Annotated in this window: 29 protein-coding genes; 23 read left to right on the top strand and 6 right to left on the bottom strand. The window is 67.5% G+C overall.

From position 1 onward, the window contains the following. Window positions 1-354: 354 nt before the first annotated feature. Window positions 355-1,251: a sigma-70 family RNA polymerase sigma factor gene (locus TY25_RS08815; protein WP_370466263.1), complete on the bottom strand. Its 897-nt coding sequence runs from the start codon at window positions 1,249-1,251 to the stop codon at window positions 355-357. 98 nt (window positions 1,252-1,349) lie between these two features. Between TY25_RS08815 and TY25_RS08810 the strand changes: the two genes are divergently transcribed. The 13 genes from TY25_RS08810 (at window position 1,350) to TY25_RS08750 (ending at window position 12,368) form a co-directional block, all read left to right on the top strand. Next, window positions 1,350-1,760 (top strand): DoxX family protein, encoded by a 411-nt coding sequence (locus TY25_RS08810; RefSeq protein WP_042255416.1) that lies wholly within the window; start codon window positions 1,350-1,352, stop codon window positions 1,758-1,760. Further along, window positions 1,757-2,914, top strand: a complete 1,158-nt coding sequence (locus TY25_RS08805) for an EstA family serine hydrolase (RefSeq protein WP_042255415.1) — start codon at window positions 1,757-1,759, stop codon at window positions 2,912-2,914. Before TY25_RS08810 ends, TY25_RS08805 begins: the two co-directional genes overlap by 4 nt. Window positions 2,915-3,074: 160 nt before the next feature. After that, window positions 3,075-3,416, top strand: coding sequence for a 50S ribosomal protein L19 (gene rplS, locus TY25_RS08800; RefSeq protein ID WP_029893064.1), 342 nt, complete (start codon window positions 3,075-3,077; stop codon window positions 3,414-3,416). 152 nt (window positions 3,417-3,568) lie between these two features. After that, window positions 3,569-4,351, top strand: a complete 783-nt coding sequence (lepB, locus tag TY25_RS08795) for a signal peptidase I (RefSeq protein ID WP_169744331.1) — start codon at window positions 3,569-3,571, stop codon at window positions 4,349-4,351. Between the two features lie 79 nt (window positions 4,352-4,430). Beyond that, window positions 4,431-5,186, top strand: a complete 756-nt coding sequence (locus tag TY25_RS08790) for a ribonuclease HII (protein WP_042255432.1) — start codon at window positions 4,431-4,433, stop codon at window positions 5,184-5,186. A gap of 46 nt (window positions 5,187-5,232) precedes the next feature. Beyond that, on the top strand, window positions 5,233-5,538 hold the full coding sequence (locus TY25_RS08785; RefSeq protein WP_011210678.1) for a DUF2469 domain-containing protein: 306 nt from the start codon (window positions 5,233-5,235) through the stop codon (window positions 5,536-5,538). Between the two features lie 111 nt (window positions 5,539-5,649). Beyond that, window positions 5,650-6,006: a YraN family protein gene (locus tag TY25_RS08780; RefSeq protein WP_029893067.1), complete on the top strand. Its 357-nt coding sequence runs from the start codon at window positions 5,650-5,652 to the stop codon at window positions 6,004-6,006. After that, window positions 6,006-7,514 (top strand): YifB family Mg chelatase-like AAA ATPase, encoded by a 1,509-nt coding sequence (locus TY25_RS08775; RefSeq protein ID WP_042255413.1) that lies wholly within the window; start codon window positions 6,006-6,008, stop codon window positions 7,512-7,514. The genes TY25_RS08780 and TY25_RS08775 overlap by 1 nt, the downstream gene beginning before the upstream one ends. Before the next feature lie 196 nt (window positions 7,515-7,710). Continuing rightward, window positions 7,711-8,904, top strand: a complete 1,194-nt coding sequence (gene dprA, locus TY25_RS08770) for a DNA-processing protein DprA (protein WP_226887226.1) — start codon at window positions 7,711-7,713, stop codon at window positions 8,902-8,904. 65 nt (window positions 8,905-8,969) lie between these two features. Continuing rightward, window positions 8,970-9,209: a ribbon-helix-helix protein, CopG family gene (locus TY25_RS08765; protein ID WP_042255412.1), complete on the top strand. Its 240-nt coding sequence runs from the start codon at window positions 8,970-8,972 to the stop codon at window positions 9,207-9,209. Continuing rightward, entirely contained in the window at window positions 9,206-9,640 is a 435-nt protein-coding gene (locus TY25_RS08760; RefSeq protein WP_052382875.1) for a type II toxin-antitoxin system VapC family toxin, read from the top strand. Before TY25_RS08765 ends, TY25_RS08760 begins: the two co-directional genes overlap by 4 nt. Before the next feature lie 94 nt (window positions 9,641-9,734). Further along, window positions 9,735-10,658 carry a tyrosine recombinase XerC gene (locus TY25_RS08755; protein ID WP_042255410.1) on the top strand — a complete coding sequence of 308 codons (924 nt, stop codon included), beginning with the start codon at window positions 9,735-9,737 and terminating at the stop codon, window positions 10,656-10,658. Window positions 10,659-10,916: 258 nt separating this feature from the next. Continuing rightward, window positions 10,917-12,368 (top strand): peptidoglycan DD-metalloendopeptidase family protein, encoded by a 1,452-nt coding sequence (locus TY25_RS08750; RefSeq protein ID WP_052382874.1) that lies wholly within the window; start codon window positions 10,917-10,919, stop codon window positions 12,366-12,368. A gap of 47 nt (window positions 12,369-12,415) precedes the next feature. Here TY25_RS08750 and TY25_RS08745 read toward each other — a convergent pair whose 3' ends face one another. Further along, window positions 12,416-13,876, bottom strand: coding sequence for an MFS transporter (locus TY25_RS08745; RefSeq protein ID WP_042255409.1), 1,461 nt, complete (start codon window positions 13,874-13,876; stop codon window positions 12,416-12,418). Window positions 13,877-13,931: 55 nt separating this feature from the next. Here TY25_RS08745 and TY25_RS08740 point away from each other — a divergent pair, with 55 nt between their 5' ends. After that, on the top strand, window positions 13,932-14,666 hold the full coding sequence (locus tag TY25_RS08740; protein WP_042255408.1) for a TetR/AcrR family transcriptional regulator: 735 nt from the start codon (window positions 13,932-13,934) through the stop codon (window positions 14,664-14,666). Here the strand turns inward: TY25_RS08740 and TY25_RS08735 are convergent. Beyond that, window positions 14,648-15,382 (bottom strand): esterase/lipase family protein, encoded by a 735-nt coding sequence (locus TY25_RS08735; RefSeq protein ID WP_042255407.1) that lies wholly within the window; start codon window positions 15,380-15,382, stop codon window positions 14,648-14,650. The two genes, TY25_RS08740 and TY25_RS08735, sit on opposite strands and share 19 nt — an antisense overlap. A gap of 217 nt (window positions 15,383-15,599) precedes the next feature. Here TY25_RS08735 and TY25_RS08730 point away from each other — a divergent pair, with 217 nt between their 5' ends. The 6 genes from TY25_RS08730 to TY25_RS08705 all read left to right on the top strand — a co-directional run bounded on the left by TY25_RS08730 (window position 15,600) and on the right by TY25_RS08705 (window position 21,227). Further along, complete coding sequence (locus tag TY25_RS08730; RefSeq protein WP_042255406.1) at window positions 15,600-16,325, top strand: acetoacetate decarboxylase family protein; 726 nt, start codon at window positions 15,600-15,602, stop codon at window positions 16,323-16,325. Window positions 16,326-16,483: 158 nt separating this feature from the next. Next, entirely contained in the window at window positions 16,484-16,849 is a 366-nt protein-coding gene (locus TY25_RS08725) for a YidH family protein (RefSeq protein ID WP_042255405.1), read from the top strand. Further along, complete coding sequence (locus tag TY25_RS08720) at window positions 16,846-17,154, top strand: DUF202 domain-containing protein (RefSeq protein ID WP_042255404.1); 309 nt, start codon at window positions 16,846-16,848, stop codon at window positions 17,152-17,154. Before TY25_RS08725 ends, TY25_RS08720 begins: the two co-directional genes overlap by 4 nt. Before the next feature lie 49 nt (window positions 17,155-17,203). Then, on the top strand, window positions 17,204-19,120 hold the full coding sequence (locus TY25_RS08715; protein ID WP_042255403.1) for an alkyl/aryl-sulfatase: 1,917 nt from the start codon (window positions 17,204-17,206) through the stop codon (window positions 19,118-19,120). Window positions 19,121-19,174: 54 nt separating this feature from the next. Then, window positions 19,175-19,528: a GatB/YqeY domain-containing protein gene (locus tag TY25_RS08710; protein WP_042255429.1), complete on the top strand. Its 354-nt coding sequence runs from the start codon at window positions 19,175-19,177 to the stop codon at window positions 19,526-19,528. A gap of 430 nt (window positions 19,529-19,958) precedes the next feature. Next, window positions 19,959-21,227, top strand: a complete 1,269-nt coding sequence (locus TY25_RS08705; protein WP_162184191.1) for a DoxX family protein — start codon at window positions 19,959-19,961, stop codon at window positions 21,225-21,227. A gap of 427 nt (window positions 21,228-21,654) precedes the next feature. Here TY25_RS08705 and TY25_RS08700 read toward each other — a convergent pair whose 3' ends face one another. From TY25_RS08700 to TY25_RS08695, 3 genes are all read right to left on the bottom strand, one after another. After that, window positions 21,655-22,173 carry a DUF1990 domain-containing protein gene (locus TY25_RS08700; RefSeq protein WP_042255401.1) on the bottom strand — a complete coding sequence of 173 codons (519 nt, stop codon included), beginning with the start codon at window positions 22,171-22,173 and terminating at the stop codon, window positions 21,655-21,657. Between the two features lie 183 nt (window positions 22,174-22,356). Then, window positions 22,357-22,632 (bottom strand): epoxide hydrolase N-terminal domain-containing protein, encoded by a 276-nt coding sequence (locus tag TY25_RS41545; protein ID WP_342448134.1) that lies wholly within the window; start codon window positions 22,630-22,632, stop codon window positions 22,357-22,359. A 15-nt stretch (window positions 22,633-22,647) separates the two neighbouring features. Then, window positions 22,648-23,127: a M23 family metallopeptidase gene (locus TY25_RS08695; RefSeq protein WP_042255400.1), complete on the bottom strand. Its 480-nt coding sequence runs from the start codon at window positions 23,125-23,127 to the stop codon at window positions 22,648-22,650. Between the two features lie 911 nt (window positions 23,128-24,038). On the opposite strand from TY25_RS08695, the gene rpsB reads away from it, so the two are divergent. From rpsB to pyrH, 3 genes are all read left to right on the top strand, one after another. Continuing rightward, window positions 24,039-24,884, top strand: coding sequence for a 30S ribosomal protein S2 (rpsB, locus tag TY25_RS08685; protein ID WP_042255398.1), 846 nt, complete (start codon window positions 24,039-24,041; stop codon window positions 24,882-24,884). A gap of 101 nt (window positions 24,885-24,985) precedes the next feature. Continuing rightward, window positions 24,986-25,810: a translation elongation factor Ts gene (gene tsf / locus TY25_RS08680; protein WP_042255397.1), complete on the top strand. Its 825-nt coding sequence runs from the start codon at window positions 24,986-24,988 to the stop codon at window positions 25,808-25,810. A 230-nt stretch (window positions 25,811-26,040) separates the two neighbouring features. Next, window positions 26,041-26,769 carry a UMP kinase gene (gene pyrH, locus TY25_RS08675; RefSeq protein WP_014987009.1) on the top strand — a complete coding sequence of 243 codons (729 nt, stop codon included), beginning with the start codon at window positions 26,041-26,043 and terminating at the stop codon, window positions 26,767-26,769. The last annotated feature ends 6 nt before the right edge of the window (window positions 26,770-26,775 follow it).

The raw sequence follows: 26,775 nt of genomic DNA, 5'->3' as shown, positions 1-26,775 counted from the left end.
GGCCGGAGTTGCCCTGCCGGGCCGGAGTTGCCCTGCCGGGCCGGAGTTGCCCTGCCGGGCCGGAGTTGCCCTGCCGGGCCGGAGTTGCCCTGCCGGGCCGGAGTTGCCCTGCCGGGCCGGAGTTGCCCTGCCGGGCCGGAGTCGCCGTCCCGCGCACAGGTTCGCGCGCGCGGGACGGGGCTTCGCGGGCGCGGGCTTGCGTGCCGTGTACGAGTTCGCTTGGCGCGCACAGGTTCGCCTGTCGTCGCTACAGTGCTCGCCGCGTGCGGATTCGCGCGGCGCGTGCGGATTCGCCTGACGAATGGGTGCGCGTGATGCGAATTGGTGCGCGGAACCGATGCTTCGTGGCCTCGGCTAGTGGTTTGCGGGGAGGGGGAGGGTGGCTAGGCGTTCGGGGTGGGCGATCAGGTCGATCGCGGTGATTCGATCGTCGGCGACGGTGAAGGCGAGCACCGACTTCGGTGCGCCGTCGACGGTACTCAGCAGGCCCGCGCCACCGTTGACGATCGCGGGCGCGACTGCGTACCGGTTGGCGAAGGTGTGGAAGGTGTCCAGCAGCCCGGCCACCGCCGACGCACCGCGGATGATCTGGAGTCCGCCGGAGCCGCTGTCCGCGCGCAGCACCACGTCGGGGTCGAGCAGGGAGAGCAGCGCGTCGAAGCTGCCCTCGCGCGCGGCGGAGAGGAACGCCGCGACCGCGCGGCGCTGGCGGGGCAGATCCGGGTCGAGCCGCGGCGCACCGGCCTGCACGCGCCGCCGGGCCCGGCTGGCGATGGTTTTGGCCGCGGCCGACGACTTGCCCAGGATCGGCCCGATCTGATCGAACGGCAGCGCGAACATGTCGTGCAGCACGAACGCCAGCCGCTCCGCCGGATTCAACGAGTCGAGAACCACCAGCAATGCCAGGCCGACCGAATCCGCCAGCACCGCTTGCTGTTCCGGGTCGGCACCGTCGTCGAGGCGGACCACCGGATCCGGCAGCTGCTCCTCGAACGAGTCCTCGCGTCGAATCCGCCGCGAGCGCAGCATGTCCAGGCACACCCGGCTCACGGCGGTGGTCAACCAGCCGCCCAGATTGCCGATCTCGGCCGGGTCCACCCGGGCCAACCGCAGCCACGCTTCCTGCACCGCGTCGTCCGCTTCGGTCAGCGAGCCGAGCATCCGGTAGGCCACCGCCGTCAGATGCGCGCGGTGCGCCTCGAACCGGTCGGCCAGGTGTTCGTCCACGTGTTCTCCTCCGCCTCGTCCCATACTTATGACGGTGCGCGCGGGCAGAGTGTGACAAGGCTTGTTACCTTTTCGTTCCGCCATCCGTCAGAGGGGCAGCACACTCGACGGAAGGACTACCCATGCACAGCCGCGCGAAGGACCTCGCCTATCTGGGCGCCTCAGGTCTGCTGCTCACCGAATCGGTGGTCGGCGCCTACTGGGATCTTGCTCGAATCCCCCATGTCCGTACCGCTTTCGAGCATCTCGGCTATCCGATGTATTTCGCGAGCATCCTCGGTGCCGCGAAATCTGCGGCGGCGGCCGCGATCGTGCTGCCGGGGCAGCCGCGGGCCGAGGAATGGGCCTATGCCGGGCTGACTTTCGTTTTCGTGGGCGCGGCGGCCTCGCATCTCGCGGTCGGCGACAAGCCGAAGGCGTGGGTCGGGCCGCTGGTGTTCGCGGGAATCACCCTCGTGTCCTGGCGGCTGCGCCCGCCGGTCGGGCAACGAAATCCTTTGGCGCTGTTGCGTCGCTCGGGGCGATCCGCATGAGCATCGATGTACAGGGCACTGTCGCACCGGGATTCGAAAGCATACGCACCGAATTCGCGGCGGTCGTCGCCGCGGAGAACGGCGAATCCGGCGCGCAGCTGGCCGCTTTCGTGCACGGCACACCGGTGGTCGACCTGTGGGCCGGACCGCAGGTGACCGGGGACACGCTGACGGGTCTTCTCTCTTCTACCAAAGGCGCGGCGACGATAGTGGTCGCGCTGCTGGCACAGGAGGGCAGAGTGGAACTGGATCAGCCGGTCGCCGCCTACTGGCCGGAGTTCGCCGAGGGCGGCAAGGAGGAAATCACCCTGCGGCAGGTGCTCACCAACAGATCCGGGGTGATCGGCGTCGACGGCGGGTTCGACCGCGCGGAACTCGCCGACGATCGACTGATCGCGCGTCGCGTGGCCGGTCAGCGCCCGTACTTCCGGCCGGGCGAGGTGCAGGGTTACGGCGGATTCGTCACCTTCGCCATTCTCGATGCCGTGCTCCGGCGGGTCGTCGACCGTTCGATCCAGGAACTGTTCGAGGAACGCGTCCGCGCACCGTACGGATTGGATCTCTACCTGGGTTTGCCTGCCGCGCAAGACGATCGGTACCTACCGGTGCTGCCGTGGCTGGCCGCGCCGGCGCTCGAGGCCGCGTTCGAATCGAATGCGCCTGGACCGCACAGCATTCCGGGCATCGCCTACAACCTGAACGCAGCCGGCTTCACCCCGCACGACGTGCTCGCCCTACCGAACGACCCGCGCCTGCGCGCCAACGGTCCCGCCTCGATGGGCGGCGTCGGCAGCGCCCGCGCCTTGGCCGCCATGTACGCGGCGGCGATCTCGGCGGTCGACGGCCGAGCGCCCCTGCTGAAACCCGATATCCTCGCCGAGTTCACCACCATCCAGACGGACGGCCGGGATCTCGTCCGCGGCGATCACACCCCCTACTCGGTCGGTTTCGAGGCGAAAGGTCTGATCTATCCTTTTCTCGGCGCGCAGGCGTTCGGTCACACCGGTGCGGCAGGCTCGGACGGCTTCGCCGACCCGCACAGCGGCCTGACCTACGGCTACACCCGCAGACGCGCCGCCTTCGGTTTCCAGGCGGGCGAAAACGAGAGATTGGCCGCAGCGTTGCACCGTGCGGTGCGGGATCTGAGCCGGTGAGCGGGGGTCGATTTTTCTCGCGACCTGCCGATCTGGCACAATGCTCAGGTTGCCCTGGGTGCGTATCGGCCCGGCGCACCCCCTTAATCGGAGCATGAACCGGTCGAGCACGTCCCGTGCCGCCAGGGTCCTCTGTTCGCGCGAACCCAGAAGGATGGAAATGAACACCCTTGACTTCGTCGACGAGAAGTCGCTGCGCAGCGACGTCCCCGACTTCCGGCCGGGCGACACCCTCAATGTGCACGTGAAGGTCATCGAAGGCTCGAAGGAGCGCATCCAGGTCTTCAAGGGCGTCGTCATCCGACGCCAGGGCGGTGGCATCCGCGAGACCTTCACGGTCCGCAAGGTGTCGTTCGGTGTCGGCGTGGAGCGCACCTTCCCGGTGCACACCCCCAACATCGACCACATCGAGGTCGTTACCCGCGGTGACGTCCGCCGTGCCAAGCTCTACTACTTGCGTGATCTGCGCGGCAAGGCCGCCAAGATCAAAGAAAAGCGCTGACCCAGCCGTCCAGCACAAGCTTTTTCGTAGCCCGGCCCCGGACCCCAGTCCCGGTGCCGGGCTACTGTTTTTCCCTGAACCAGTAGGGGGAGCCGGACCACGCCGCGCCCGGCGTCGGACGCGTCACAGGATGCCGGGCTAATCTGTTCGGCGTGGCAGACGAAAGTGGGTCGGTGTCGGTGTCCGATTCGGGCGACGAAGGGGTATCGCGGCGTCGCGGGAAGCGGCGGCGGGAGAAGAAGCAGCGGCCGTTCTGGCAGGAGCTGCCCATCCTCATCGTGATCGCCGCGGTGATCGCCGCGCTGATGGTGACTTTCGTCGGGCGGCCGTACGTGATTCCGTCGCAATCGATGGAGACCACGCTGCACGGCTGCGCCGGGTGCACGGGCGACCGGATCTACGTGCAGAAGCTGAGCTACTACTGGGGCGATCCGCAGCCGGGCGACGTGGTCGTCTTCGTCGGCCCGCCGTCGTGGAACACGCACTACCAGTCGATCCGCTCGGACAACGCCGCCGTGCGCGGCGTGCAGAACTTCTTCTCGTTCTTCGGCCTGGTGCCGCCGGACGAGAACGATCTGGTGAAGCGGGTCATCGCGGTCGGCGGCCAAACCGTCGAATGCTGCGACGCGCAGGGCCGGGTCAAGGTGGACGGCAAGCCGCTCGACGAGCCGTACGCGCGCTACATCTTCCCCTACGTCCCCGGCCAGCCGTACGGCCCGGGCGGCGGCCGGGAATTCAAGCCGGTCAAGGTGCCGGAGGGGCACCTGTGGGTGATGGGCGACAACCGCAACGAGTCCGCCGATTCGCGCGCGCACATCAGCGACGAACTGCAGGGCACCGTCCCGGTGGACAACGTCCGGGGCAAGGCTGTGTTCAAGATCTGGCCGCCGAACCGGATCGGTCCGGTGCGTTCTGAGAACGCCCAAGCGAACTGATCATCAGCGGCCGCAGCATAATTGGACGGTGGGGCAAAGCCGAGTGGTACACAGCAATGGGTGGCCGCCGCGCGTGGTGATGCGCAAGGCCGGTGGCTTGCGCACGCTCGAAGCAGCGCTGATCCGGAGCGGACTGGGTCCCGTCGCGGGTGTCGACGAGGCCGGCCGCGGACCGTGCGCGGGGCCGCTGGTCGTGGCGGCCTGCCTGCTCGCGCCGAAGGCCTACGACAAGCTGGCCGGACTGGACGACTCCAAGAAGCTCACCGAGTCCGTCCGCGAAGAGCTGTACCCGGTGATCCTGCGCCTGTCGCTGGCCTGGAACGTGGTGGTCATCCCGGCCTGGGAGATCGACTCGATCGGCATCCACGTCGCCAATATCGAAGGCATGCGGCGCGCGGTGGCCGGACTAGGGGAGCGCCCGGGGTACGTGCTCACCGACGGCTTCCGGGTACCCGGCATCCCGGTGCCGTCGCTGCCGGTGATCGGCGGTGACGCCGCCGCGGCCTGTATCGCCGCCGCCAGCATCCTGGCCAAGGTGACCAGGGACCGGATGATGGTCGAGCTGGACGAGCAATTCCCCGGCTACGGTTTCGCGTCGCACAAGGGCTACAACACGCCCGACCACATCGCCGCCCTGCACCGGCTCGGCCCCAGCGATGAGCATCGGCGCTCATGGCGAAATGTGCGGGAGATGGCCGGTCTCCGGCCGGTCGACGCCGGGACCGAGGCCGCCGACGCGGTGCTCGCGGGCGAGGTCGACCCGATGCTGTCCGATGAGTCAGAAGCCATGCGTCCGGATAGCCGAGTGGCTACCGGCGCGACCCATGCGCGATGATGTCAGCAACTGACGCAACGCGGCGAGAAGGAGGACGTCCCACCCGATGAGTGCCGAGGACCTCGAGAAGTACGAAACCGAGATGGAACTCTCGCTGTATCGCGAGTACAAGGACATCGTCGGTCAGTTCTCGTACGTGGTGGAGACCGAACGCCGCTTCTACCTGGCCAACTCCGTCGAGTTGCGCCCGCAGAACGCCGACGGTGAGGTGTATTTCGAGGTGCGGATGAGCGATGCCTGGGTCTGGGACATGTATCGTCCCGCCCGCTTCGTCAAGCACGTCCGCGTGATCACCTTCAAGGACGTGAACATCGAAGAGCTGGAGAAGCCGGACCTGCGGCTGCCGGAGTAACCGTCCGCCCGTGCACGGCGAGTTGTGCACAGGACGCCCGCTCTCCACAGCCTTTGTATTTCCCCAGGTCAGCGCCCAGGCCCGCAGCGCGGCGCCGAGCACGCTGAGCGGGTGACAGATAAACAGGCACTCGGTGCGCACGGAGAAGAACTGGCCGCGCAATTCCTGCGCACGGCGGGCATGGAGATCGTCGCCAGGAATTGGCGCTGCCGCTACGGCGAACTGGACCTGATCGCCCAGGACGCCGAGGTCACCGCCTTCGTCGAGGTGAAGACCCGGTCCGGGCTCGGCTTCGGGGTACCCGCCGAATCGGTCACCTTCGCCAAACGGCAACGCATCCGGCGCCTCGCGTTGCTGTGGCTGGCCGAACAGGAAGGCCCCTGGCGGCGAATCCGCTTCGATGTCGTCTCGGTGCTGCTGACCCGCGGCCACAAACCGGTGATCGACCATCTCGAGGCGGTGTTCTGATGGCCCTCGGCCGGGCCCACTCGGTCGCGGTCACCGGTGTCGACGGACTGCTCGTCGAGATCGAGGCCGATATCGGGCAGGGCCTGCCCTCGGTGCATCTGGTCGGGCTGCCCGATACCGCGCTGCAGGAGTCACGCAACCGGGTGCGGTCCGCCGTGGCGAACTCGGGGGAGAAGTGGCCGGACGGCCGGGTCATCCTGGCGCTCTCGCCCGCGACCCTGCCGAAGATCGGCAGCGTCTACGACCTGGCCCTGGCCGTCTCGGTGCTGGACGCGGCCGGGGCGGTGCCGTCGGAGCCGCTGGCGAAGACGGTGCTGCTCGGCGAGCTCGCGCTGGACGGCCGGGTGCGCCGGGTCCGCGGCATCCTGCCCGCGGTGATCGCCGCGCGTAACGCCGGCTGGCCCGCGGTCGTGGTGCCGGAAGCGGCGCTGGCGGAGGCCGGGCTCGTCGACGGCATAACGGTTTTCGGCGCGGCGAGCCTGCGCACGGTGATCGCCTGGCTGCGCGGCGAAGGTTCGCTGCCCGAGCCCAACGGAGACCTGCCCGCCCCGGTGCACCAGGGCGGCGATCTCAGCGAAGTGGTCGGGCAGGAGGAAGCACGATGGGCGCTGGAGGTGGCCGCCGCGGGCGGTCACCACCTGTTGCTCACCGGTCCACCCGGCATCGGCAAAACGATGCTTGCGCAACGTCTTCCGGGCTTGTTGCCGCCACTGTCGGAAACCGAATCGCTGGAGGTGACCGCCATCCATTCGATGGCGGGCGTGCTGTCCGGCGACCATCCGCTGATCACCATGCCGCCGTTCGTCGCGCCCCATCATTCGACCTCGGTGACCGCGATGATCGGCGGCGGCTCGGGCACCGCGCGTCCCGGCGCGGTGAGCCGGGCGCATCGCGGCGTGCTCTTTCTCGACGAGTGCGCCGAGATCGGTACCAAGGTGCTGGAGGCGATGCGAACCCCGTTGGAGGAAGGCGAAGTTCGCATCGCGCGCCGCGACGGCGTCGCTCGCTATCCGGCGCGTTTCCAACTGGTGCTGGCGGCGAACCCCTGCCCGTGCGCCCCCGCCCGCGATATCGACTGCATCTGCGCGCCACTGGCGCGCCGCCGCTATCTCGGCAAGCTCTCGGGTCCGCTGATGGACCGAATCGACATCTGGGTACAGATGCGTGGCCAATCCGGGGCCGCGTTCAGCACGGACCAGTCCGAGAGCAGCGCGGTGGTACGGGAGCGGGTGGCAGCGGCCCGCCAGGCGGCCGTACACCGCTGGCGCGAATACGGCTGGCTCACGAATGCCGAAGTCCCCGGCCATATTCTGCGGCAACGCTTCCGTCTACCACCCGAGGCGATCGCGCCCGTCGAAACCGCCCTGCGCCTGGGTCGCATGTCCGCTCGCGGCGCGGACCGGGCCATCCGCGTGGCCTGGACCATCGCCGACCTTCGCGCCGCGGCGCTCCCCACCGACCGAGATGTGTTGGCCGCCCTGAACTTCCGCCAGCGAGGTGCGCCGTGAAGCCGGGCTACTCGATGCGGCACAGCACCGGTACGCCATTACGCAGCGAAGGGACGGTGTGCGCGACCGTGCTGCGGTGTGGCGATCGCGCTGTACTGGCCGAAGGGTGCGGACTCGTGCGGGGTCGCGCTGAACGGCACGGTCCAGCACGGCAGACAGGTCGTGCTGCGCTGGGCTCTCCGCCGGGAGATGCGCGGTGAGCGGCGCAACGGAGCCGGGTGCGCGCCCTGCGGGGTCGGCGGCCGAGGATGAGGAGCGACGGCTGGCGTGGGTCTACCTGTCGCGGGTGGTCGGTGGGCCCTGTGCGGCACTGTCGGCACTGATCGAGTCGGTGGGGGTGGTGGAGGCGGCGCGGGCGGTGCGCGAGTGCGTGCTGCCGGAATCGCTGCGTGGGCCGACCGAGCAGCGGCGTGGCACAGACTCGGCGGTACGGGATCTGGAGTGGATGACGCGCATCGGCGGCCGGGTCGTGACACCCGACGATCCGGAGTGGCCGTCCTGGCGGTTGCTCGGTCTCACACAGCTCGAGGCCGCGCGCGATCGCGACAGCGCGGTGCCGCTCGTGCTGTGGGTGCGTGGCCCTCGCTCGCTGCGGCAGGCGAGCGAGCGTGCGCTCGCGGTGGTGGGCGCTCGATGCAGTTCCGGGTACGGCAACCACGCCACCGCGGAGATCGTGGGCGAGCTCGCGGCGCAGGGGTGGACGATCGTGTCCGGTGCGGCCTTCGGCATCGACGGGATGGCACACCGTGCGGCCCTGACGGCCGGCGGCGGCACCATCGCGGTCCTCGCCTGCGGCATCGACCGTCCGTACCCCGCGCAGCACGATCGTCTGCTGGCGGAGATCGCCGAAACCGGTGCGGTGGTCAGTGAATACGCACCGGGGACCGCGGCACTCAAACATCAGTTCCTGTCCAGGAACCGTTTGATCGCCGCCCTGGCGGACGGTGTCCTGGTGGTGGAGGCCGGTGCGCGCAGCGGTGCCCGCAACACGGTGAAATGGGCTCGGCGCCTGGGCCGTCCGGCATTGGCGCTGCCGGGCCCCGTCACCTCGGCCGCCTCCGTGGGCTGTCACCGCATGATTCGTGACGGTGAAGCACGACTGGTCACCTGTGCCGAAGAGGTGATCGAGGAGGCTGGTCCGCTCCGATTGCCACTACCCGGCGCAGCGGACCCGACCGCCGAAATCCTGTCCGGCGACGAAGCCGTCGTCTTCGCCGCACTACCGGAGACCGGCACCCGGACCCCGCGTGAGCTCGCCGAGGCATCGGGCCTGTCGTTGGCGGTGGTGCGGGCCGCACTGCCGGCCCTGGAACTCGCCGGAGCGGTCGGCACCGGCGCGGGCGGTTGGTTCCGCATGCCGACCGATCGCCCAACTACCGAGAAAGCCTGACCACATGCACACAACCCCCATAAAAGAGGCAGGTCACAATGTATGGCACTGGTACCATAACCACCATGCTGAAAAAGACGACGGTCATGGTCGACGAGGAGGACCTGGCCCTGATCAAAGCCGCTGCCGCGCGGGAGGGACGCCCGGAGTCGGAGATTTTCCGCGAGGCGTTCCACATCGCCGCACTGCGTACGAAGCGCTGGAACAAGGACTGGGACATCCCGACGTTCCGTTCCGGCCGCGAATGGACGCACGACGAGCTCAAACAAATAGTGCACGAGGAGATCGTCCGGCGGAATACGTGATCGTCGTCGCGGACACGTCGGGCCTCTTCGCCGCCTTCGATGCCAGCGCACCCGAGCACGACCGGGCGCGGTCCGCGTTGGCGGCCGCGGCGTTGACGGTGGTCTGCCCGCTGGTCTTTCTCGAACTCGAGCACCTCGCGAAACGAGACTTCGACTGGTCGACGGCGGGTGTGATCAACGACTGGCTGCTCGAACACGAGCCGACGGGCCGGGTTGCCGTGCCCGCCCTGCTCAGTGACTACCTGCGTAAAGCGCGTGCGGTGCAAAACAAATACGCCGACCTACGGCTCGATCTCACCGACGCGGCGAACGTTGTGCTGGCCGCAGAGTTCGAGACCGACGTGATCCTGACCCTGGATCAGCGGGATTTCCGGGCGATCCGCCCGCTGACGGGATCCGAGGCCTTCCGCATCCTGCCGGAGGATCTGTGACGGCCGCGGCCCAGTGCCGCGGCCCGAACCCGCGCCGCGGCCCGAACCGGCGCGGTGGCTTGCCAATCGGGAGGACGGTGGGGACGGTGGTGTGATGGACGAACTACCCGAAGACCTGGAAGCACTGCTGACGGAGTACGGCAGGCATCTGCGTCTCGGGCGGAATCGCTCGGCCCACACGGTGCGCGCCTACCTCGGTGACGCGCGCGCACTGCTGGGCCACCTGTACGCCCGGTCCGCGGATTCCGCGGTGCGAGAACTGGATCTGTCGCTTCTGCGCTCCTGGCTCGCGCAGCAATCCGCGGCAGGTGTCGCCCGGACGACGATGGCCCGGCGTGCCTCCTCGGCACGAACGTTCACCGCATGGCTCACCCAGACCGGCCGCCTGACCGTCGACCCGGGCCTGCGCCTCGGTTCACCCAAGGCGCATCGAGTGTTGCCCGCGGTACTCGGCCGTCAGCAGGCTGTCGGCGCCATGGACGCGGCGGAATCGGGTGCCGCCCAGCACGAGCCGATGGCGCTGCGCGACCGGTTGATTGTAGAACTCTTGTACTCCACCGGAATTCGAGTGAGCGAGCTGTGCGGCCTGGACATCGAGGATGTCGATCGGGAACGCCGCGTGGTGCGCGTGCTCGGTAAAGGCAACAAGGAGCGGTCGGTGCCGTTCGGTGTTCCGGCGGACGAGGCGATCGGCGCCTGGCTCCGGCACGGTCGCCCGGCGTTCGCGACCCCGGAGTCCGGCCGCGCGCTCCTGCTCGGCCGCCGGGGTAAGCGCCTGGATCAGCGACAGGCCAGAACCGTTGTGCACGAGGTCGTTTCGTCCATCCCGGGCGCGCCGGACATGGGTCCGCACGGTCTGCGGCACACCGCCGCCACCCACCTGCTGGAGGGCGGCGCCGACCTGCGCGTGGTCCAGGAATTACTCGGCCACGCCAGCATGGCCACCACGCAGCTGTACACGCACGTCTCGATCGAGCGCCTCAAGAAGGTGCACGATCAGGCGCACCCCCGCGCCTGATCTCGGCACCGGTTCTGCGGTCCGGTATTCGCCGAACGTGATTCAATCGTGATTAGACAGGCTTAATCTGTCCTATAGAAGCACCAGCTTTGCTGGGCTTATGCGGTCCGCCGCCCTACGCTCGCTGTCGGGAAATGGGAACTCGCGCAACATTATTGCGCCCGAAAATCACCGACCGACGTAGGAAGTTGTCTTATCTTGAGATCGACCGATCCACGCCGATCCAGCGGCTGGATAATTTCGAGTGTAATCACAATCTTGGTCAGCATCACCATCATCGCCTTGGCGGTGGCCGCCGGACCGGTCGGCGCCGAACCCACCCCCGACGGCTTGGACGACGCGATCAGCGACACCCTTGTGCGCGAACAGGTTCCGGAGGCCACCGAAAAGGATCCGGTGATCGATCGCATGCGCAGCGACGGTGAATGGGTGTTCGGTGCGGCGACCGTCCCGCAGGACGGCGATAGCGAAGACGCACCGAAATCGACGTTATATGTCGCGAAACTCGACGATGACGACGATTGGACCGTCGCGTTGGAAGGAACGCCGGAGTTCGGCCACCTGGTGAGCGCGGCCCCGGAATCGGTGGTGAGCCACGGCGAGAAAGCGGCATTGACCGCGCCGCAACCGCGTTCGGCGAACACGGCGCTTTCCCTGCCGTGGCCGCAGGGGCAAGCGTGGTACATGGGTGGCGGACCGCACGGCATCTCCGGTTCGAGCCGTCCCTACAATTCTTTGGATTTCAACGGCGGCGACGGCCGGGTGGTGGCGCCCGCGTCCGGCCGGGTCTACAAGACGTGCGTGCGCAATGGCAGTGCAGAGGTGAAAATCGTGCACAACAACGGACTCAGCACCACCTACTACCACATGACCAATGTGATCGATGCCGCGAACGGATCCGAGATCGCGGCGGGAACGTATCTGGGACATATCGGAACCCAGTTGCCGTGCGGCGGTTTCGCCAGCGGTCCGCACGTGCACATGTCCCTCTACCGAGGCAACGAGCCGATCAGCTTGAACGGTACGACCATGGGCGGCTGGACTTTCCGGGAAGGCCCGGAAGCCTACGGCGGTTTCGCCGAGCGCGAGGGCAAACAGGTCCGGGCCGGCGGCCGATTGATGAATTACGGCGGCGGAGACGATGCGAATCCTGCCCCGCCGACCGCGACCCCCAAACCGCCGACCACCCCGAAACCCCCGACCACCCCGAAACCGCCCACGCCGGCACCGCCGACCCCCAAACCACCGACAACTCCCGAACCCCCGACGCCCGAACCCGATCCCACGCTGGCCAACGGCATCGTGCGCCCTTATCCGGACCGGAACCGAAAGGTCAACCTGCGCTCCGGCCCTGGTACCCGCAACGCGATCGTCGGCACGGTCCGTGACGGCGATTCCGTGACGATCGTCTGCACCGCCCGCGGCGACCGGCTCGATGGCAAGTGGGGCCCCACCGATCTGTGGAACAAGCTCGACACCGGCAAGTGGATCAGCGACGGCTTCCTCTACACCGGCAGCAACGGCCCGGTCGCTCCCGACTGCGCCGAGCCCGCGCCGCCGACTCGCCCTACCCCGGGGACCGGCACCGACGGCGAGGAGAACCAGGCCGAGGACGAATGGCCGGACAGCGAGTGGCCGGAGCCGGAGTCGCCCGGTGACGACTGGCCGGACGACGGCTGGACCTGGGACTGGTGGCAGTACGACTGGTGAACGACTCGCGCCCGGACCCACCTTCGAGGTGGGTCCGGGCGGGGTGACTATCCGACGTCGACCGGATCCGTTTGCGGCTGTTCGGCCGGTTTCCGCGGCGTGCGCAGCAGCGTCAGGCCGAGCAGCGCGGCCGCGAGGCTGAAGCCCGCGCTGATCCAGGAACCCGTGGACATCGCCGCGGTGAACGCTTCCTTCGCGGGTTCGGCGAAGCCGAGTTGGAAAGCGGCGCCGATGGATTCGCGAGCTGCCTCGGGTGCGTCCGCGGGCATGTGCTCGGTGAACACGCCCGCCAGCACGCTACCCAGCATCGCGATGCTGATCGCCATGCCGACCTGCTGCAGCGTGTCGTTCATCGCCGAGCCGACGCCCGCGTGTTCGAGCGGGATGGCGCTCATGATCGCCGCGTACGCGGCGGGTCCGGCGAGGCCGCCGCCGATGCCCATGACCAACATGCTGACCAGCACCCACAGGTAACCCTCGCCGACCGCAAGGATCGCGAAGGCGCCGCTCATCACCAGCAGGCCGGAGACGATCAGCGTCTTGTTGCTGAGCGTCTTGCCCAGGGTGGCGCCGAGTCCGTTGCACACGGCGGCCGCCACCGCGTAGGGCAGCAGGGCCAGACCGGCTTTCATCGGTCCGTACCCGAGCACGAACTGCAGGTACTGGGTGAGCATCAGCATGACCGCGCCCATCCCGAACACCATCAGCAGCAGGGTCAGGCAGGTGCCGGTGAAGTCGCGGTTGCGGAACACCGCCAGCGGCAGCATCGGATGTTCGGATCGGCTCTCCCACACCACGAATCCGACCGCGGCGAGCGCGGCGAGCGCGATCATCCCGATGTTCCACTCGCGCTCGATGATCACGTAGACCGTCGAGACGAGCGCGACGATGGACAGCAGCACGCCGACGAGGTCGACCGGTCGCTGCTCACCGGTGGTTTCGGGCATCAGCACCACCGCGGCGACGATCGCGAGGATCGCGACCGGGATGTTGAGCAGGAACACCGAGCCCCACCAATAGTGCTGCAGCAGAAAGCCGCCCAGGGTGGGTCCGGCCACGATGCCGACCATCGACACCGTCGACCAGGCCGCCATCGCCTTGCGTCGTTCGTCCTCGGCGAACGTGGTCATCAGGATGGACAGCGTGGACGGCATCAGCAGCGAACCGCCGACACCCATCGCCACGCGGGCGCCGACCACCTGCCACGGTTCGGTCGCGAGCACGGCGGCCAGCGACGCCACACCGAACACGGCCAAGCCGAGGATCAGCATCCGGCGCCGGCCGAACCGGTCGGACAGGCTGCCCGCGGTCAGCAGCAGTCCCGCGAAGACCAGGACGTAGGCGTCCAGGATCCACTGGATGTCCGAGGGCGTGGCGTTCAGTTCCCGGATCAGGGACGGGATAGCGAGATTGAGCACAGTGCCGTCGAGCATCAGCACCAGCAAGGACAGACAGAGGACCCCCAGAATCCACCAACGGCGAGGATCTCGTACAACGTTCGATTCCACTCGCACAGCGTACGATGAACTGGAACAGTGTGCGAGTCAATATAGGATTGGGCCTGTGACCAAGCAGTTCGATTCGGTATGGCTCCGCGAACCGCGCCGGCCCAAGGCGTCGGGCTTACATCGCGAGCAGATCGTCGCCGCCGCGGTAGAGATCCTCGACGCCGAGGGGCTCGAGGCGTTGAGCATGCGCAAGCTCGGCGCCAAACTCGGCGCGGGCGCGACCAGTCTCTACTGGTACGTCGCCAACAAGAACGAACTGCTGGAACTGGCCCTCGACGAGTTCTGGGGAATGGCGGATACGCCGGAGCCCGACGACGTGCCGTGGCGAGAGCTGTTGTCGGCCTTCGCCTACAACTTCCGCACGGTGCTACGGGCGCATCCGTGGGGCGCGATGCTGATCGGCCGGTTACCGAGCATGGGGCCGAACGCGCTGCGCGTCACCGATCGCCTGCGCCGCGCCTACGTCGGTGCCGGGTTCCGCGGTACGGACATCTATCTCGCCAGCGGTACGGTGATGTCCTACGTACTCGGCGTGGTGCTACCGGAGATCGCCTGGCGAAACTCCTACGGCCAACTCGAATTCGACCGCGAATCCGTGGTGGAGATGATGGACCACGCGGCCCGGGACTACCCCGAACTACAAGCGGACTTCCGGACCACGACACCCACCGATCCCGAGTTCGCCCGGGCTATGGCCTTCGACTTCGGCCTGCTCTGCGTGCTGGACGGCCTCGAGGCGCGGCTGGGCCACGACGTGGAATTCCAGCAGAGCTACACGCCGCCCGGGTAAAGGGTGGCTTCCGGAGTGATCGCGCCGTCCGGCTCGTCGGCGTATTCACCGGCGCACTCGCCCGCGAGGGCCTGTCGAACCTGTTGCCAGACAGCCGGGTTGGCCGGTTCGAGAGTGTGGTCGAGGCCGCCGTTGCCGAGCGAGGGGAACGGTGTCATCCGGCATTGGCCGCCGTCGAGCCGGCCGTCGGCCCACTCGCGGGCGCTGCGAATCGAGTAGTACCTGGTCGGTCCCGGGGTGTCGTCACCTGTGTTGAGCGCGGTCATGAACTCGGTCCTCGGGCAGGCTTCCGGCGCGGCGGGTTGGCCGCACGCACCCGGTGAACCGTATTGCGGCGCGCCGATCGAGACGTAGGTGCCGATGTTCCGGGCGCCGCCGCGGGACTTCAGATAATGGCGGGAGCTGATCGCGCCGATGCTGTGGGTCACCAGATCGATCTCGGCATTCGGGCGCCGGGCACGGGTTTCGGTGACGACGCGGTCGATGGTCGCGGCGTCGGCGGTGAGATCGAAGCCGTTCAGATCCAGCACCCGCACCTCGGTTCCGTCGGTGCGCAGCGCGTCGGCCATCGGTCCGTAGGGCAGTGCGCCGATGTACTGGCCGGGCACGATCAAGACGACGCGGTTCGGCTCGGCGGCCGCGTGTGCTGTCGCGCTCGTGCCGGTGAGCAGCGCGGTGGCGATGGCAAGGAAGGCAGGCAGCGAGCGCACTGTCATGGTTCGGGCAACCCTTCGGCCTCGGCGGTGGTCGGGTGCACCGCGGATCTTGTTTGCTCCACTATTGCCGCAATCGCGGCGTCGCAGGGAGTGCTGACACGTGTTCCTTTTCGGATTACGCCCTTTCGGTCGCAGGCGGGTTGATAAACTAGAACGCGTTCTAGATCCAGATCAGCGGTACTGTCGCACGTCGCGCGGTGCACGGGAAGGCGTTCGAGTGAGCACCCACACGGTCCTCGGCCAGGAAGTTCGTATGCCCGTGCGGATCCGGCTGGCACACGCGTTCATGGCGAGCTATCTGGTGCCCGCCGACGCCGCGCAACGACTGATCGACTACTCCGGTCTGCGGGTGCTGCGGCTGCCCGCCGGGCGAGCGATGTGCTCGCTCGTCTTCGTCGAATACGTGGACGGTGATCTCGGTCCCTACAACGAGTTCGGCGTTTCGTTCATGGTCCGCCACCACCGGGCCGATCGTGGTCGCGGCGATCTCCGCGCGCTCGCGACGAACCAGGCCGGGGTGTTCATCCATCAACTGCCGGTCGACGGCGATTTCACGCTGGCCGCCGGGCGCGGCATCTGGGGATTCCCCAAGCAACTGGCCGACTTCGACGTGCACCACGGCGGCCCGCTCCGGCACGGCACACTCCATCAGGACGGCGATCTCATCGTCGATCTGACCGTTCGACAGGGTGTCGCCACGCCGCGCCGCACGAGTGCGGGCACTTCCTTCGAGGCCTACTCGCATATCGACGGCGTAACCCGATGCACACCTTGGCGAATGGAACCGTCCGGCGTGCGCGGACGACCCGGCGGCGCCACCCTGACCCTCGGCGATCATCCCATCGCCGCCGAACTGCGCTCACTGCGCTTGCCGCATCGCGCGATCATGACCTCGACCATCGCCGGGCTGGCCATGACGTTCGAGGACGCCGTCCCCGTCTGAGTCGGGATAACCGCATGGTCACGGCGTCGCGCGGTGCATGGATTCCCCACGCGTGCCCGGTTAGGGTGACTTAGCCGAGCGTTTGCCTGTGTGGGAAGGTGCCCAGTGGATTCCGATGATCAGTGCCGTGCGTCGATGACGGTGCTGTTCGGCGCGACATGACGCTGCCGAGCCCGGACGCCGAATCCGAGGACGGGGAAGCGGACCTCGACTACCGGTTCACCCTCGCCAACGAACGCACCTTCCTGGCCTGGATGCGCACCGCGCTCGGCTTGCTCGCCGGCGGCGTCGCGGTACACACACTGGTGCAACCCTTCCGGATGGGCGGCGTGCGGCGGGCGCTCGCGCTGAGCTGTCTGGTGCTCGCCGTGGTCGTCGCGATCGGTGCGTACGCGCATTGGCGACGAGTCGGCGTGGCGATGCGGCGGGGGCAGCCACTGCCCGAAACCGTGCTGGTGCCGATCCTTTCGGCCGGGATCGCCGTGGTCTCGATCCTCGCGACGGTCGCGGTGTTGCTCCGATGAACCGCGCCGGACTCGCCGCCGAACGCACCGCGCTGGCTTGGCGGCGCACGGCGATCGCCGCGATGCTCACCGGCGCGCTGTTCTTGAATCACGCGGTGACCAGCGGGTGGCGCCCCGCGATGCTCGCACCGATCGGTGCCGCGCTCACCATGGCGGCGTTGGCCTGCGCCGGTTTCGCCCGCAACCGCAGCTTGCGTTCGGGCCACTACGGCCACGGCAGAACCGTTGTCGCCGTGGCGACCACGGTCGTCGTCGCGGTGGCCGTGCTGGCCGCGGTCATCACGCTGACCGATCCATGGCCCTAGCACATCCACGGCACAGCATCTTTCGGCACTCGACTTCCAGGAGGATGACATGAGCACAGCGACCGAGCCGAGCGATTTCATCGTCGCGGAGCAGCAGCGTGCGGCCGCCTCGATGCCGTTCGCCGACACCACCGACTTCGCCGACGCGGACCGGGGGTTCATCGCCGCACTGGAACCCGGCGTGGTGACCGCCGCCGACGGAACCGTGCTGTGGGACAACGACTCCTACGAGTTCCTGCGCGAACCCTGTCCCGCCTCGGTCAACCCGAGCCTGTGGCGGCAATCCGGGCTGGTGACGAAACAGGGGCTGTTCGAGGTGACCGAGGGGATCTATCAGATTCGCGGGCTCGACCTGTCCAATATGACTTTGGTCGAAGGCGAGACCGGGGTGCTCGTGATCGACCCGCTGATCTCGGCGGAAACCGCCGCGGCCGGGCTCGCGCTGTATCGCGCGCAGCGCGGGGATCGGCCGGTGACCGGGCTGATCTACACCCACTCACACGTCGATCATTTCGGTGGTGCGCTCGGAGTGACCACCCTCGACGAGGTTGCGGCGGGCCGCTGTCCGGTGCTCGCGCCGGCCGGTTTCATGGAACACGCGGTGGCCGAGAACATTTACGCGGGTACGGCGATGGCACGCCGGGCCGGATACATGTACGGGGCGGTGCTGCCGCGCGGACCGCTCGGCGCGGTCGGCGCCGGGCTCGGGCAGACCACCTCGGTCGGTACGGTCACCCTGATTCCGCCGACCACCGATATCACCGCGACGGGTCAAACGGAGACCATCGACGGCATCCGTATCGTCTTCCAGGTCACGCCCGGCACCGAGGCGCCCGCCGAGATGAACTTCTACTTCCCGGATCGGCGCGCGTTGTGCATGGCCGAAAACGCTACGCACACACTGCACAATCTGCTCACCCTGCGCGGCGCGCTGGTCCGCGACCCCTACGTCTGGGCCAACTATCTGACCGAGGCGATCAACCTGTTCGCCCGGGAGTCGGATGTGGTGTTCGCCTCCCATCACTGGCCCACCTGGGGAACCGACCGGCTGGTGGAATACCTTGCGCTGCAACGAGACCTATACGGGTACCTGAACGACCAGACCTTGCGGCTGCTGAACCAGGGTTACGTCGGCGCGGAGATCGCCGAAATGCTCACGCTGCCACCGGCGGTCGACGGCGCCTGGCACACCCGCGGGTATTACGGATCGGTCAGCCACAACGTCAAAGCCATCTATCAGCGATACATGGGATGGTTCGACGGCAACCCCGCTCATCTCTGGGAACACCCACCGGTCGAATCCGCGAAGCGGCATGTGGAATTCATGGGCGGGGCCGAGGAAGTGCTGCGTAAAGCGCGGAAGTCCTATGACGCCGGGGACTTTCGGTGGGTCGCCGAGGTGGTCAACTACGTCATCTTCGCGGATCCGGCGAATGATGCCGCCAAAGCGTTGCAGGCCAGCACCTTCGAACAACTCGGCTACGGGGCGGAGAACGCCACTTGGCGCAACTTCTATCTCAGCGGGGCCTACGAGCTGCGCTACGGCTCGTTCGGCACCCCGACCAAACCCAGCTCGCCGACGATGCTCGCCGCCATGACCGTGGAGCAGATATTCGACGCGATGGCGCTGCGCGTCGACGGCCCGAAGGCGTGGAATCAGCGGGCGCTGACGGACTGGGAGCTCAGCGACGAGAAGCGCACGCACCGGCTCGAACTGCGCAACGGACGCCTGACCCATTACGAAGTGCCCGACGGCATCGGCCTCCCGGCGCCCGACGCGACGTTCACCTTGACGAAGGCGACGCTGGTCCGGGTCCTGTTGCTCGGCGAAGACTTCGGGGTCGCAGCCGCCGCGGGCGATATCCAGATCGAAGGCGATGTCACCAAGCTGGCCGAGCTGGTCGGCGTGTTCGACGCACCCGACCCGGACTTCACGATCGTCACGCCGCGCGGGACGATCGGGTAGACCGCCTGCGAAAACCGTTCGACGCCGACAACCCCTCTCCTTACGGTGGTGATCATGTCAACCGAACGCCCCCCGCTGCGGACGCGGCTCCGCGACGCGCTGTCGGTGGCGATGAAGGCCCGCGATCGCTCAGCGGTCTCCGCGCTGCGGTCCACCCTCGGCGCCATCGACAACGCGGAGGCCGTCGATGTCGGCGAGCACCGCGCCGGTTCGGTGGAAAGCTCCCCGGTCGGACTCGGCGTCGCCGAGGTGGCGCGTCGCGAGCTCACCGAATCCGACGTAGAGCAGATCGTCCGCGCGGAAATCGCCGAACGTCGCACTGTCGCAGCTCAGTACGAGACGCACAAACGCACTGAACAAGCGGCGGACCTGCGTGCGCAAGCGGAAGCGCTGGAGGCGCAGCTCTAGGGGACGTACCGGTCGTCCGGAACTCGGCCGGGTTCGGGCTCGGCTTGCGTTGGGGCGAACCCGCCTCAGTCTGGACGACGGCACAGGTACTTCGGGATCCTGCCGAACGGGACATATCGCGGGCGTATCGAAATTCGCATATGCGCCCGCAACACCGCACTGCCTTCACTGGAGGCATGAATCAGAGTCAGCCGGCCGGGCTCGACCGGGTCGGGTCGGCCGTTCGCGTGGGGGTCGGGGCGCGATCCCTCGAATGCGAAGCGCGCCAGATCGAACCCTTCGAGCGGCGCTGTGCAGTCGGAGATCGTGAGCGCCCGGTTCGGATCACCTACCTCTGCGGGGTGCGGCGGTGACGGGTCAGCGGCTCACCGAGGCTACGCACGCCGCCGAACCCGTTGCCACGCAGAATGATTGGCATCCGGCCACACAGATCGCGTTCCGGTTCTGCGTCGTCTATTTCGGTCTGTACAACCTGCTCCTGAATTTCGTTCCCTTCACGGTGATCGGACTCTTCGGGCCGTGGTTCCGCAGATACAGCGGGTGGTGGATCCCGTCCCATACGGATCCGATCACCGGTTGGGTGGGCCGGATGGTTTTCGGGGTCGATACCGCGCTGCACCAGGACTCCGGCGCCGGCGATCAGACGGCCGCCTGGGTGCTGATGTTCTGCGTCCTTGTCATCGCCGTGGTCGCCGCCGCGGTGTGGACGGTCTTCGACTCTCGTGCCTCGCACCCCCGGCTGATGGCGTGGTTCACGCTGTTCCTCCGGATGTCCTTGGGTGCGACGATGCTGGGGTTCGGGTTCGCCAAACTGATCCCCACACAGATGCCCGGCCCCGGGTTGGCTCAGCTGTTGCAACCGTACGGCGATATGAGCCCGGCGTCGGTGCTGTGGTTGCAGGTCGGCAGCTCTTATCCGTACGAGATGACGCTCGGCGCAGTGGAAGTCGTGGCCGGGGCACTGGTCTTCGTGTCTCGGACCACGGTGCTCGGTACCGCGTTGAGTCTGGCGAGCTGCGCGCAGATTCTGCTGATGAACATGGCCTTCGACATACCGGAGAAGCTGCTCGCCTCGCACCTGTTGATGATTTGCCTGATCCTGCTCGCGCCGTATCTGCGTCGGCTGGTCGATGTCTTCGTGCGCCAACGTGCGTGCGAGCCGCTGACGCAACCCGCGCTGTTCGCCGACGACCGGAAGAACCGCGTCGCACTATGGCTCACCGTGTGTCTCGGTATCTGGATTGCGCTGATCAGCGGCACCGACCGCTGGCGGGTCTGGCAGGAACAGTACGGTCCCGCCAGCCCCAAATCCGAGCTGTACGGCATCTGGGACGTACGCGAGTTCGCCCTCGACGGCCGAACGCTCCCGCCCCTGACCACCGACGAAACCCGCTGGCAACGGCTGATTTTCGATGATCCAGAGCAGGCGACCTACCAGGAAATGGACGGCGACCTCGTCCCCATCGGTGCGAACTTCTTGCCCAACGGGATCGTTGAACTCAGCACAGTTGAAACCACCGGCACAACAACGCCTTTGGCGATGCTGTCGCACGAACAACCCGTCCCGAACCAACTGCTTCTGCGCGGTACCCTCCGCGGTCTCCCGGTCGTGATCACCCTCGAACGCGTCGACCTGAACAGCTTCACCCTCCGCAGCCGTGGGTTCCACTGGGTCCAGGACTACATCTACTTCCGATGAATCACTACTCGTCCGAGCAGTGACCCGGGCATCCAGGCAGCTCGGTGGCAGGGCACAGAGGGTCCAGGACGCAGGTGGGTGAGTGTCGGTCCAAGCCACGAGAATCGGCCGGTCGCGCAAGGCTGCTCGGGTGTTGATGCCGGGCCTGTGACCCGCTTCACCATGCGGGTTGAGCAGCGTCGGATGGCTGGGTGGCCGACTCGCTTCGAAATGTGTGCGTGGACAGCGGGGCTGGCCTCAACTGCGCGTGTTGGACAGCGGTGGAGGCCGGAGTAATTGACCTGTCTCCAGGTGCGTGTGGTGGACGGCGCTGGATGGCGGGGCAGCGGGCGTGGTTCGAGAGGCGCGGGTCGAACAGTGTTGCTGGGCAACCCCTGTGGGCGCACGCCCGCACTTCTGGTGAGTCGGACATGCGCCTTGGGTGCGCTTACACGCTGGTGGACAGGGTGCGGATGTATCGACCCGCGAAGAACCGCTGAATCCCGCGGACCACGGGACCGCCGAGGCGGGTGTACCAGGTGCCTGGGCGGGAGAACGCGGTGACCACGCCGTAGACGCTGTCGTCTGACGGGTCGTATTCGACGGCGAACAGTTCCTCGCCGATCTCCGGGTGTCCGGGCAAGGTGCCGTAGGCGAAGCCGCGTTGATTCGGCGCGGCCAGCACGTACACCACCTGGCATGGCGCGATGATGCTCAACGGTCCGATGCCGAGTCGTACCGTCAGCCGGGTACCCGGCTCGGCCGTCGGCGTGGACGCGGTGTGAAAGATGTGGGTTCCCTTCTGCATTCGATACCCGAGAATCTCCACCGCCGCATGCTCGAACAGCGCCCGCCCCTGCCCGATCCGCCGCCGTAACCGGAAATGGTGATACCCCTGCGGCGGTTCACCACTGGTGGCACCGACTTCCGGATAGGTGAACGAAGGCTCGCCCGGCGCATACTCCATCCCCTGATCTTCACCCGCCACCCCCGATCGCGGAACAATTCGGCCCCGTCTCCTCCGACACACCGCCGCCTCGCGGACGAACCCGACCCACCGCGTTCCCTAGCGCTCCGGCCGTCGGTCGTGAGCGTCGCCCGCGGAGCCGCCGGAAGACGTCGCGGAGGTCGTCGACGAACAGGGGTCGGGTCAGCTCTCCGAGCGCGAGCGCGGTCCGTTCGAGGTGCCAACCGCGCGCGGAGAGCGGGCTGGAGAAGGCGAAGCCGGGCAGCGAGGGATGACGAGGGGGAAGGCGTCGGCCGGGTCGCCGCCGTGTGCGCGCGGGTCGGTCAGCGGTCCGCGGGCTGCGAGGAACTCCACGAACGAGGTGGGGTAACTGTGATTGAGCAGGAGCGGGAGCGCGTGTGGCTCCGGCGAACACAGAGGCAGGAAATGGATTGTCCGGCCGGGGTCGTCATCATCCAAGACAGATGGTGGGGACTAGGGCGAGGTGGGTTTCAGGCGTAGGGGAGTGAGGTGGAGTAGGCCGAGCGGGTCGAGGTATTCGCGTTTGCGTCTGCCGGAGCCTTCGCTGCGCAGACCCCAGTGGAGGCAGGTTCCGCAGCCTTCGTGTCCGGGTTCGAGTGTGCCGATCGGTGTGCCGCGGGTGACCCGGCGGCCCACCGACACCTCCGCTCGGACCGGTTCGTAGGTGGTCCGCAGACCGCCGGGGTGATCGATCGAGACCACGGGTTTGTCGGCGACAGTTCCCGCGAACACCACGATCCCGTCACCCGCGGCCAGCACCACTTGTCCCGCCGCGCCCGCGAGATCGACGCCGCGATGTCCGGGCAGCCAGTCCTGCGCGGGTTTGTCGAACCGCCGGACCACGGCGGGCCGCGGTTGCAGCGGCCAGCCGAACGGCCCGACGGGTTCGGCGACAGCAAGCGATTCGGCACCCGCTACTAGCGCCAGCACCATCCCCACCACCGGCGTGAACCGAAGCGCGCCAGCCCATTTCATCCCGCCGGTCGCCCCGCGCCCACCGACGGCACCGACAGCGGCGCAGGCGACACGAACCCGCAGAATTCGGAATCACTCGGCGACAGGAAAAACGGTGCCGGGCCGACATACTCGCAGTACTCGCGATCAAGGGGAGTGCGCTCGAATGGATCCGACCCATTCGCCGCACAATCAGCTGCGGGCGTCGGAATCACCGTGATCGGCCCCAGCGACGCACACCAGGCGGGCCCCGCCGGACCCGCAGGCAAGTTCCCGCCGAACCCCTCGTCCACCGCCCGCGGCGCGAGCCGCCGCAACTCGCAAGCCGAACCCGAGCACTTCCGCCCGACCTCATCGGGCGGCCAGGGCATACCGGCGAGAGCGGTCGTGGCGCTCGTGCTCAGCGGCCCGGCCGTACCGGGCGGCGCACTCACCACGCCCAGCACGAAGAAAAGGGGAATGACCAGTGTCATCAGTGTGGAGATCGGATGTGGAGGCATACGAAAAGCCTCATCGCCCGGACGAGATCCCGGTACCCCCACCACCCCGAATGTGCACAACTTTCCGACTTGTGGACATCGCCCGTTCCACCTCGCGTGCGCCCCCGATTCACCCCGTTGACAGGCCGATTTAGCAGCTGGCGGCGGACCCGATAGACTGGTCGAGCGGTCTGTGCCTGCATGGACCGACTTCGCGCGCCACCCCGTGCTTGTTCGCAACGGCGCTGTTCGAACCAGTCACATCCTCGGGTTCGCGGCAGCTCCTGTGCGGAGCAGGGAGTCGTCGGCTGGTCCCCACCCTCGCGGTCGGGTCCGACGATTCGGAGGCGCCAGGGCAACGAATCACCGATTCGCTGCGTCAACCGGCAACGAAAGAGAGATACGAGAGCCATGGCTGTCGTAACAATGAAGCAGCTGCTCGACAGCGGCGCACACTTCGGGCACCAGACTCGGCGCTGGAACCCGAAGATGAAGCGGTTCATCTTCACCGACCGCAACGGCATCTACATCATCGACCTGCAGCAGACGCTGACCTACATCGACAAGGCCTACGAGTTCGTCAAGGAGACCGTCGCCCACGGTGGCACCGTCCTCTTCGTCGGTACCAAGAAGCAGGCCCAGGAGTCGATCGCGGCCGAGGCGACTCGCGTCGGGATGCCCTACGTCAACCAGCGCTGGCTGGGTGGCATGCTCACCAACTTCTCCACCGTGCACAAGCGTCTGCAGCGCCTCAAGGAGCTCGAGGCGATGGAGCAGACCGGTGGTTTCGAGGGTCGCACCAAGAAGGAAATCCTCATGCTCACGCGTGAGATGAACAAGCTGGAGCGCACCCTCGGCGGTATCCGCGACATGGCCAAGGTGCCTTCGGCCATCTGGGTCGTCGACACCAACAAGGAGCACATCGCCGTCGGCGAGGCGCGCAAGCTGAACATCCCGGTCATCGCGATCCTGGACACCAACTGCGACCCCGACCTGGTCGACTACCCGATCCCGGGTAACGACGACGCGATCCGTTCCGCCGCGCTGCTGACCAAGGTCGTCGCCTCCGCGGTGGCCGAGGGCGTGCAGGCGCGGGCCGGCCTGTCCTCCGGTGACGACAAGCCGGAAGCCGGCGCGGGCGAGCCGCTCGCCGAGTGGGAGCAGGAGCTCCTCGCGTCGGCCGCCCCGGCCGCCGAGGCGCCTGCCGAAGCTCCGGCCGAGGCTGCTGCTGCCGTGGAGACCCCGGCCGAGGCCTGAGTCTCGTAACTCGCTGTTCCAGCGGTGATCACCAACGCGTGCGATGGTGATCACCGCTGCCCAGTACTCGAAGAACTTTCTCCGAAGGAGGCTCGCCACCGATGGCGAACTACACCGCTGCCGATGTGAAGCGGCTCCGCGAGCTCACCGGCTCCGGAATGATGGATTGTAAGAACGCGCTGGCCGAGACCGACGGCGACTTCGACAAGGCCGTCGAGATCCTGCGCATCAAGGGCGCGAAGGACGTCGGCAAGCGTGCCGAGCGGACCACCGCCGAGGGCCTGGTCGCCGCCAAGGGTGGCGTGATGGTCGAGCTCAACTCCGAGACCGACTTCGTCGCCAAGAACGCGGAGTTCCAGGAGCTGGCCGACCAGATCGTGACCGCCGCCGCGGCCGCCAAGCCCGCCGACCTGGACGCGCTGAAGGCCCTCGACCTCGGTGGCAAGACCGCCGACGAGGCCGTGCAGGCGCTCGCCGCGAAGATCGGCGAGAAGCTCGAGCTGCGTCGCGTGATCGCGCTCGACGGCCCGGTCGCCACCTACCTGCACAAGCGGGCCTCGGATCTGCCGCCGGCCGTCGGCGTGCTGATCGAGTACCAGGGCGAGGGTGACGCGGCCGCCGAGGCCGCCCGTGCCGCCGCCATGCAGGTCGCCGCGCTCAAGGCGAAGTACGTGACCCGCGACGAGGTTCCGGCCGATGTCGTGGAGAACGAGCGTCGCATCGCCGAGCAGACCGCGCGCGAGGAGGGCAAGCCCGAGGCCGCCCTCCCGAAGATCACCGAAGGCCGCGTCAACGGCTTCTTCAAGGACGTCGTGCTGCTGGAGCAGTCGTCGGTCACCGATTCGAAGAAGACCGTCAAGGCCCTGCTGGACGAGGCCGGTGTCACCGTGACCCGCTTCGCCCGCTTCGAGGTCGGCTCCAACTGATCGTGCCCCGCACGGTCAGCCCGACCTGGTCTGACAACCGCCCTATGGCTATATCGAGCAGACCCCTCGTCGACCGTTTCGCCGGTTGACGGGGGGTCTTCTCATGCCGCCGAACCCGCATGAGGCAGGATAGGAGCCGCTCCGTGTCGAGGAGCCTTTCCGAGCTGCCGAATTCTTTGACGCACTTGCCTGCCGAGAACAACGTTGACCGCCGAAGGAGAAGAACACCCATGACGGACCCGGGGAACGACCGCCCAGGATATCGCCGGGTACTTCTCAAATTGGGTGGCGAGATGTTCGGCGGCGGCAGGGTGGGGCTCGACCCCGACGTCGTGGAGGCGGTCGCCGAGCAGATCGCCGAGGTCGTCGCGACCGGCGTGCAGGTGGCCGTGGTGATCGGTGGCGGCAACTTCTTCCGCGGCGCCGAGCTCGAGGAGCGCGGTATGGAGCGGGCCCGCTCGGACTACATGGGCATGCTCGGCACCGTGATGAACAGCCTTGCGCTGCAAGACTTTCTGCAAAAGCAGGGGATCGAGACCCGGGTGCAGACCGCGATCACCATGGGTCAGGTCGCCGAGCCCTACCTCCCGTTGCGCGCCAAGCGGCACCTGGAGAAGGGGCGTGTGGTGATCTTCGGTGCGGGCATGGGCATGCCGTACTTCTCCACCGACACGACCGCCGCGCAGCGTGCACTGGAGATCGGCGCCGAGGTGGTGCTGATGGCGAAGGCGGTCGACGGGGTGTTCACCGCCGACCCGAAGGTCGACGAGAACGCCACCATGTTCTCCGAGATCACCCACAAAGAGGTCATCGAACAAGGTCTCAAGGTGGCCGACGCGACGGCCTTCAGTCTCTGTATGGACAACCAGATGCCGATGCTGGTGTTCAATTTGTTGACCAAGGGCAATATCGCCCGAGCGGTCGCCGGTGAGAAGATCGGCACATTGGTTCGGTCCTGACCCCGC

Origin of the sequence: Nocardia brasiliensis NBRC 14402 (assembly GCF_000308475.2) — a bacterium.
GTDB lineage: Bacteria > Actinomycetota > Actinomycetes > Mycobacteriales > Mycobacteriaceae > Nocardia > Nocardia brasiliensis.
Note: the sequence above shows the minus strand (reverse complement) of the source record. Positions and strands in the feature narration are given on the sequence as shown.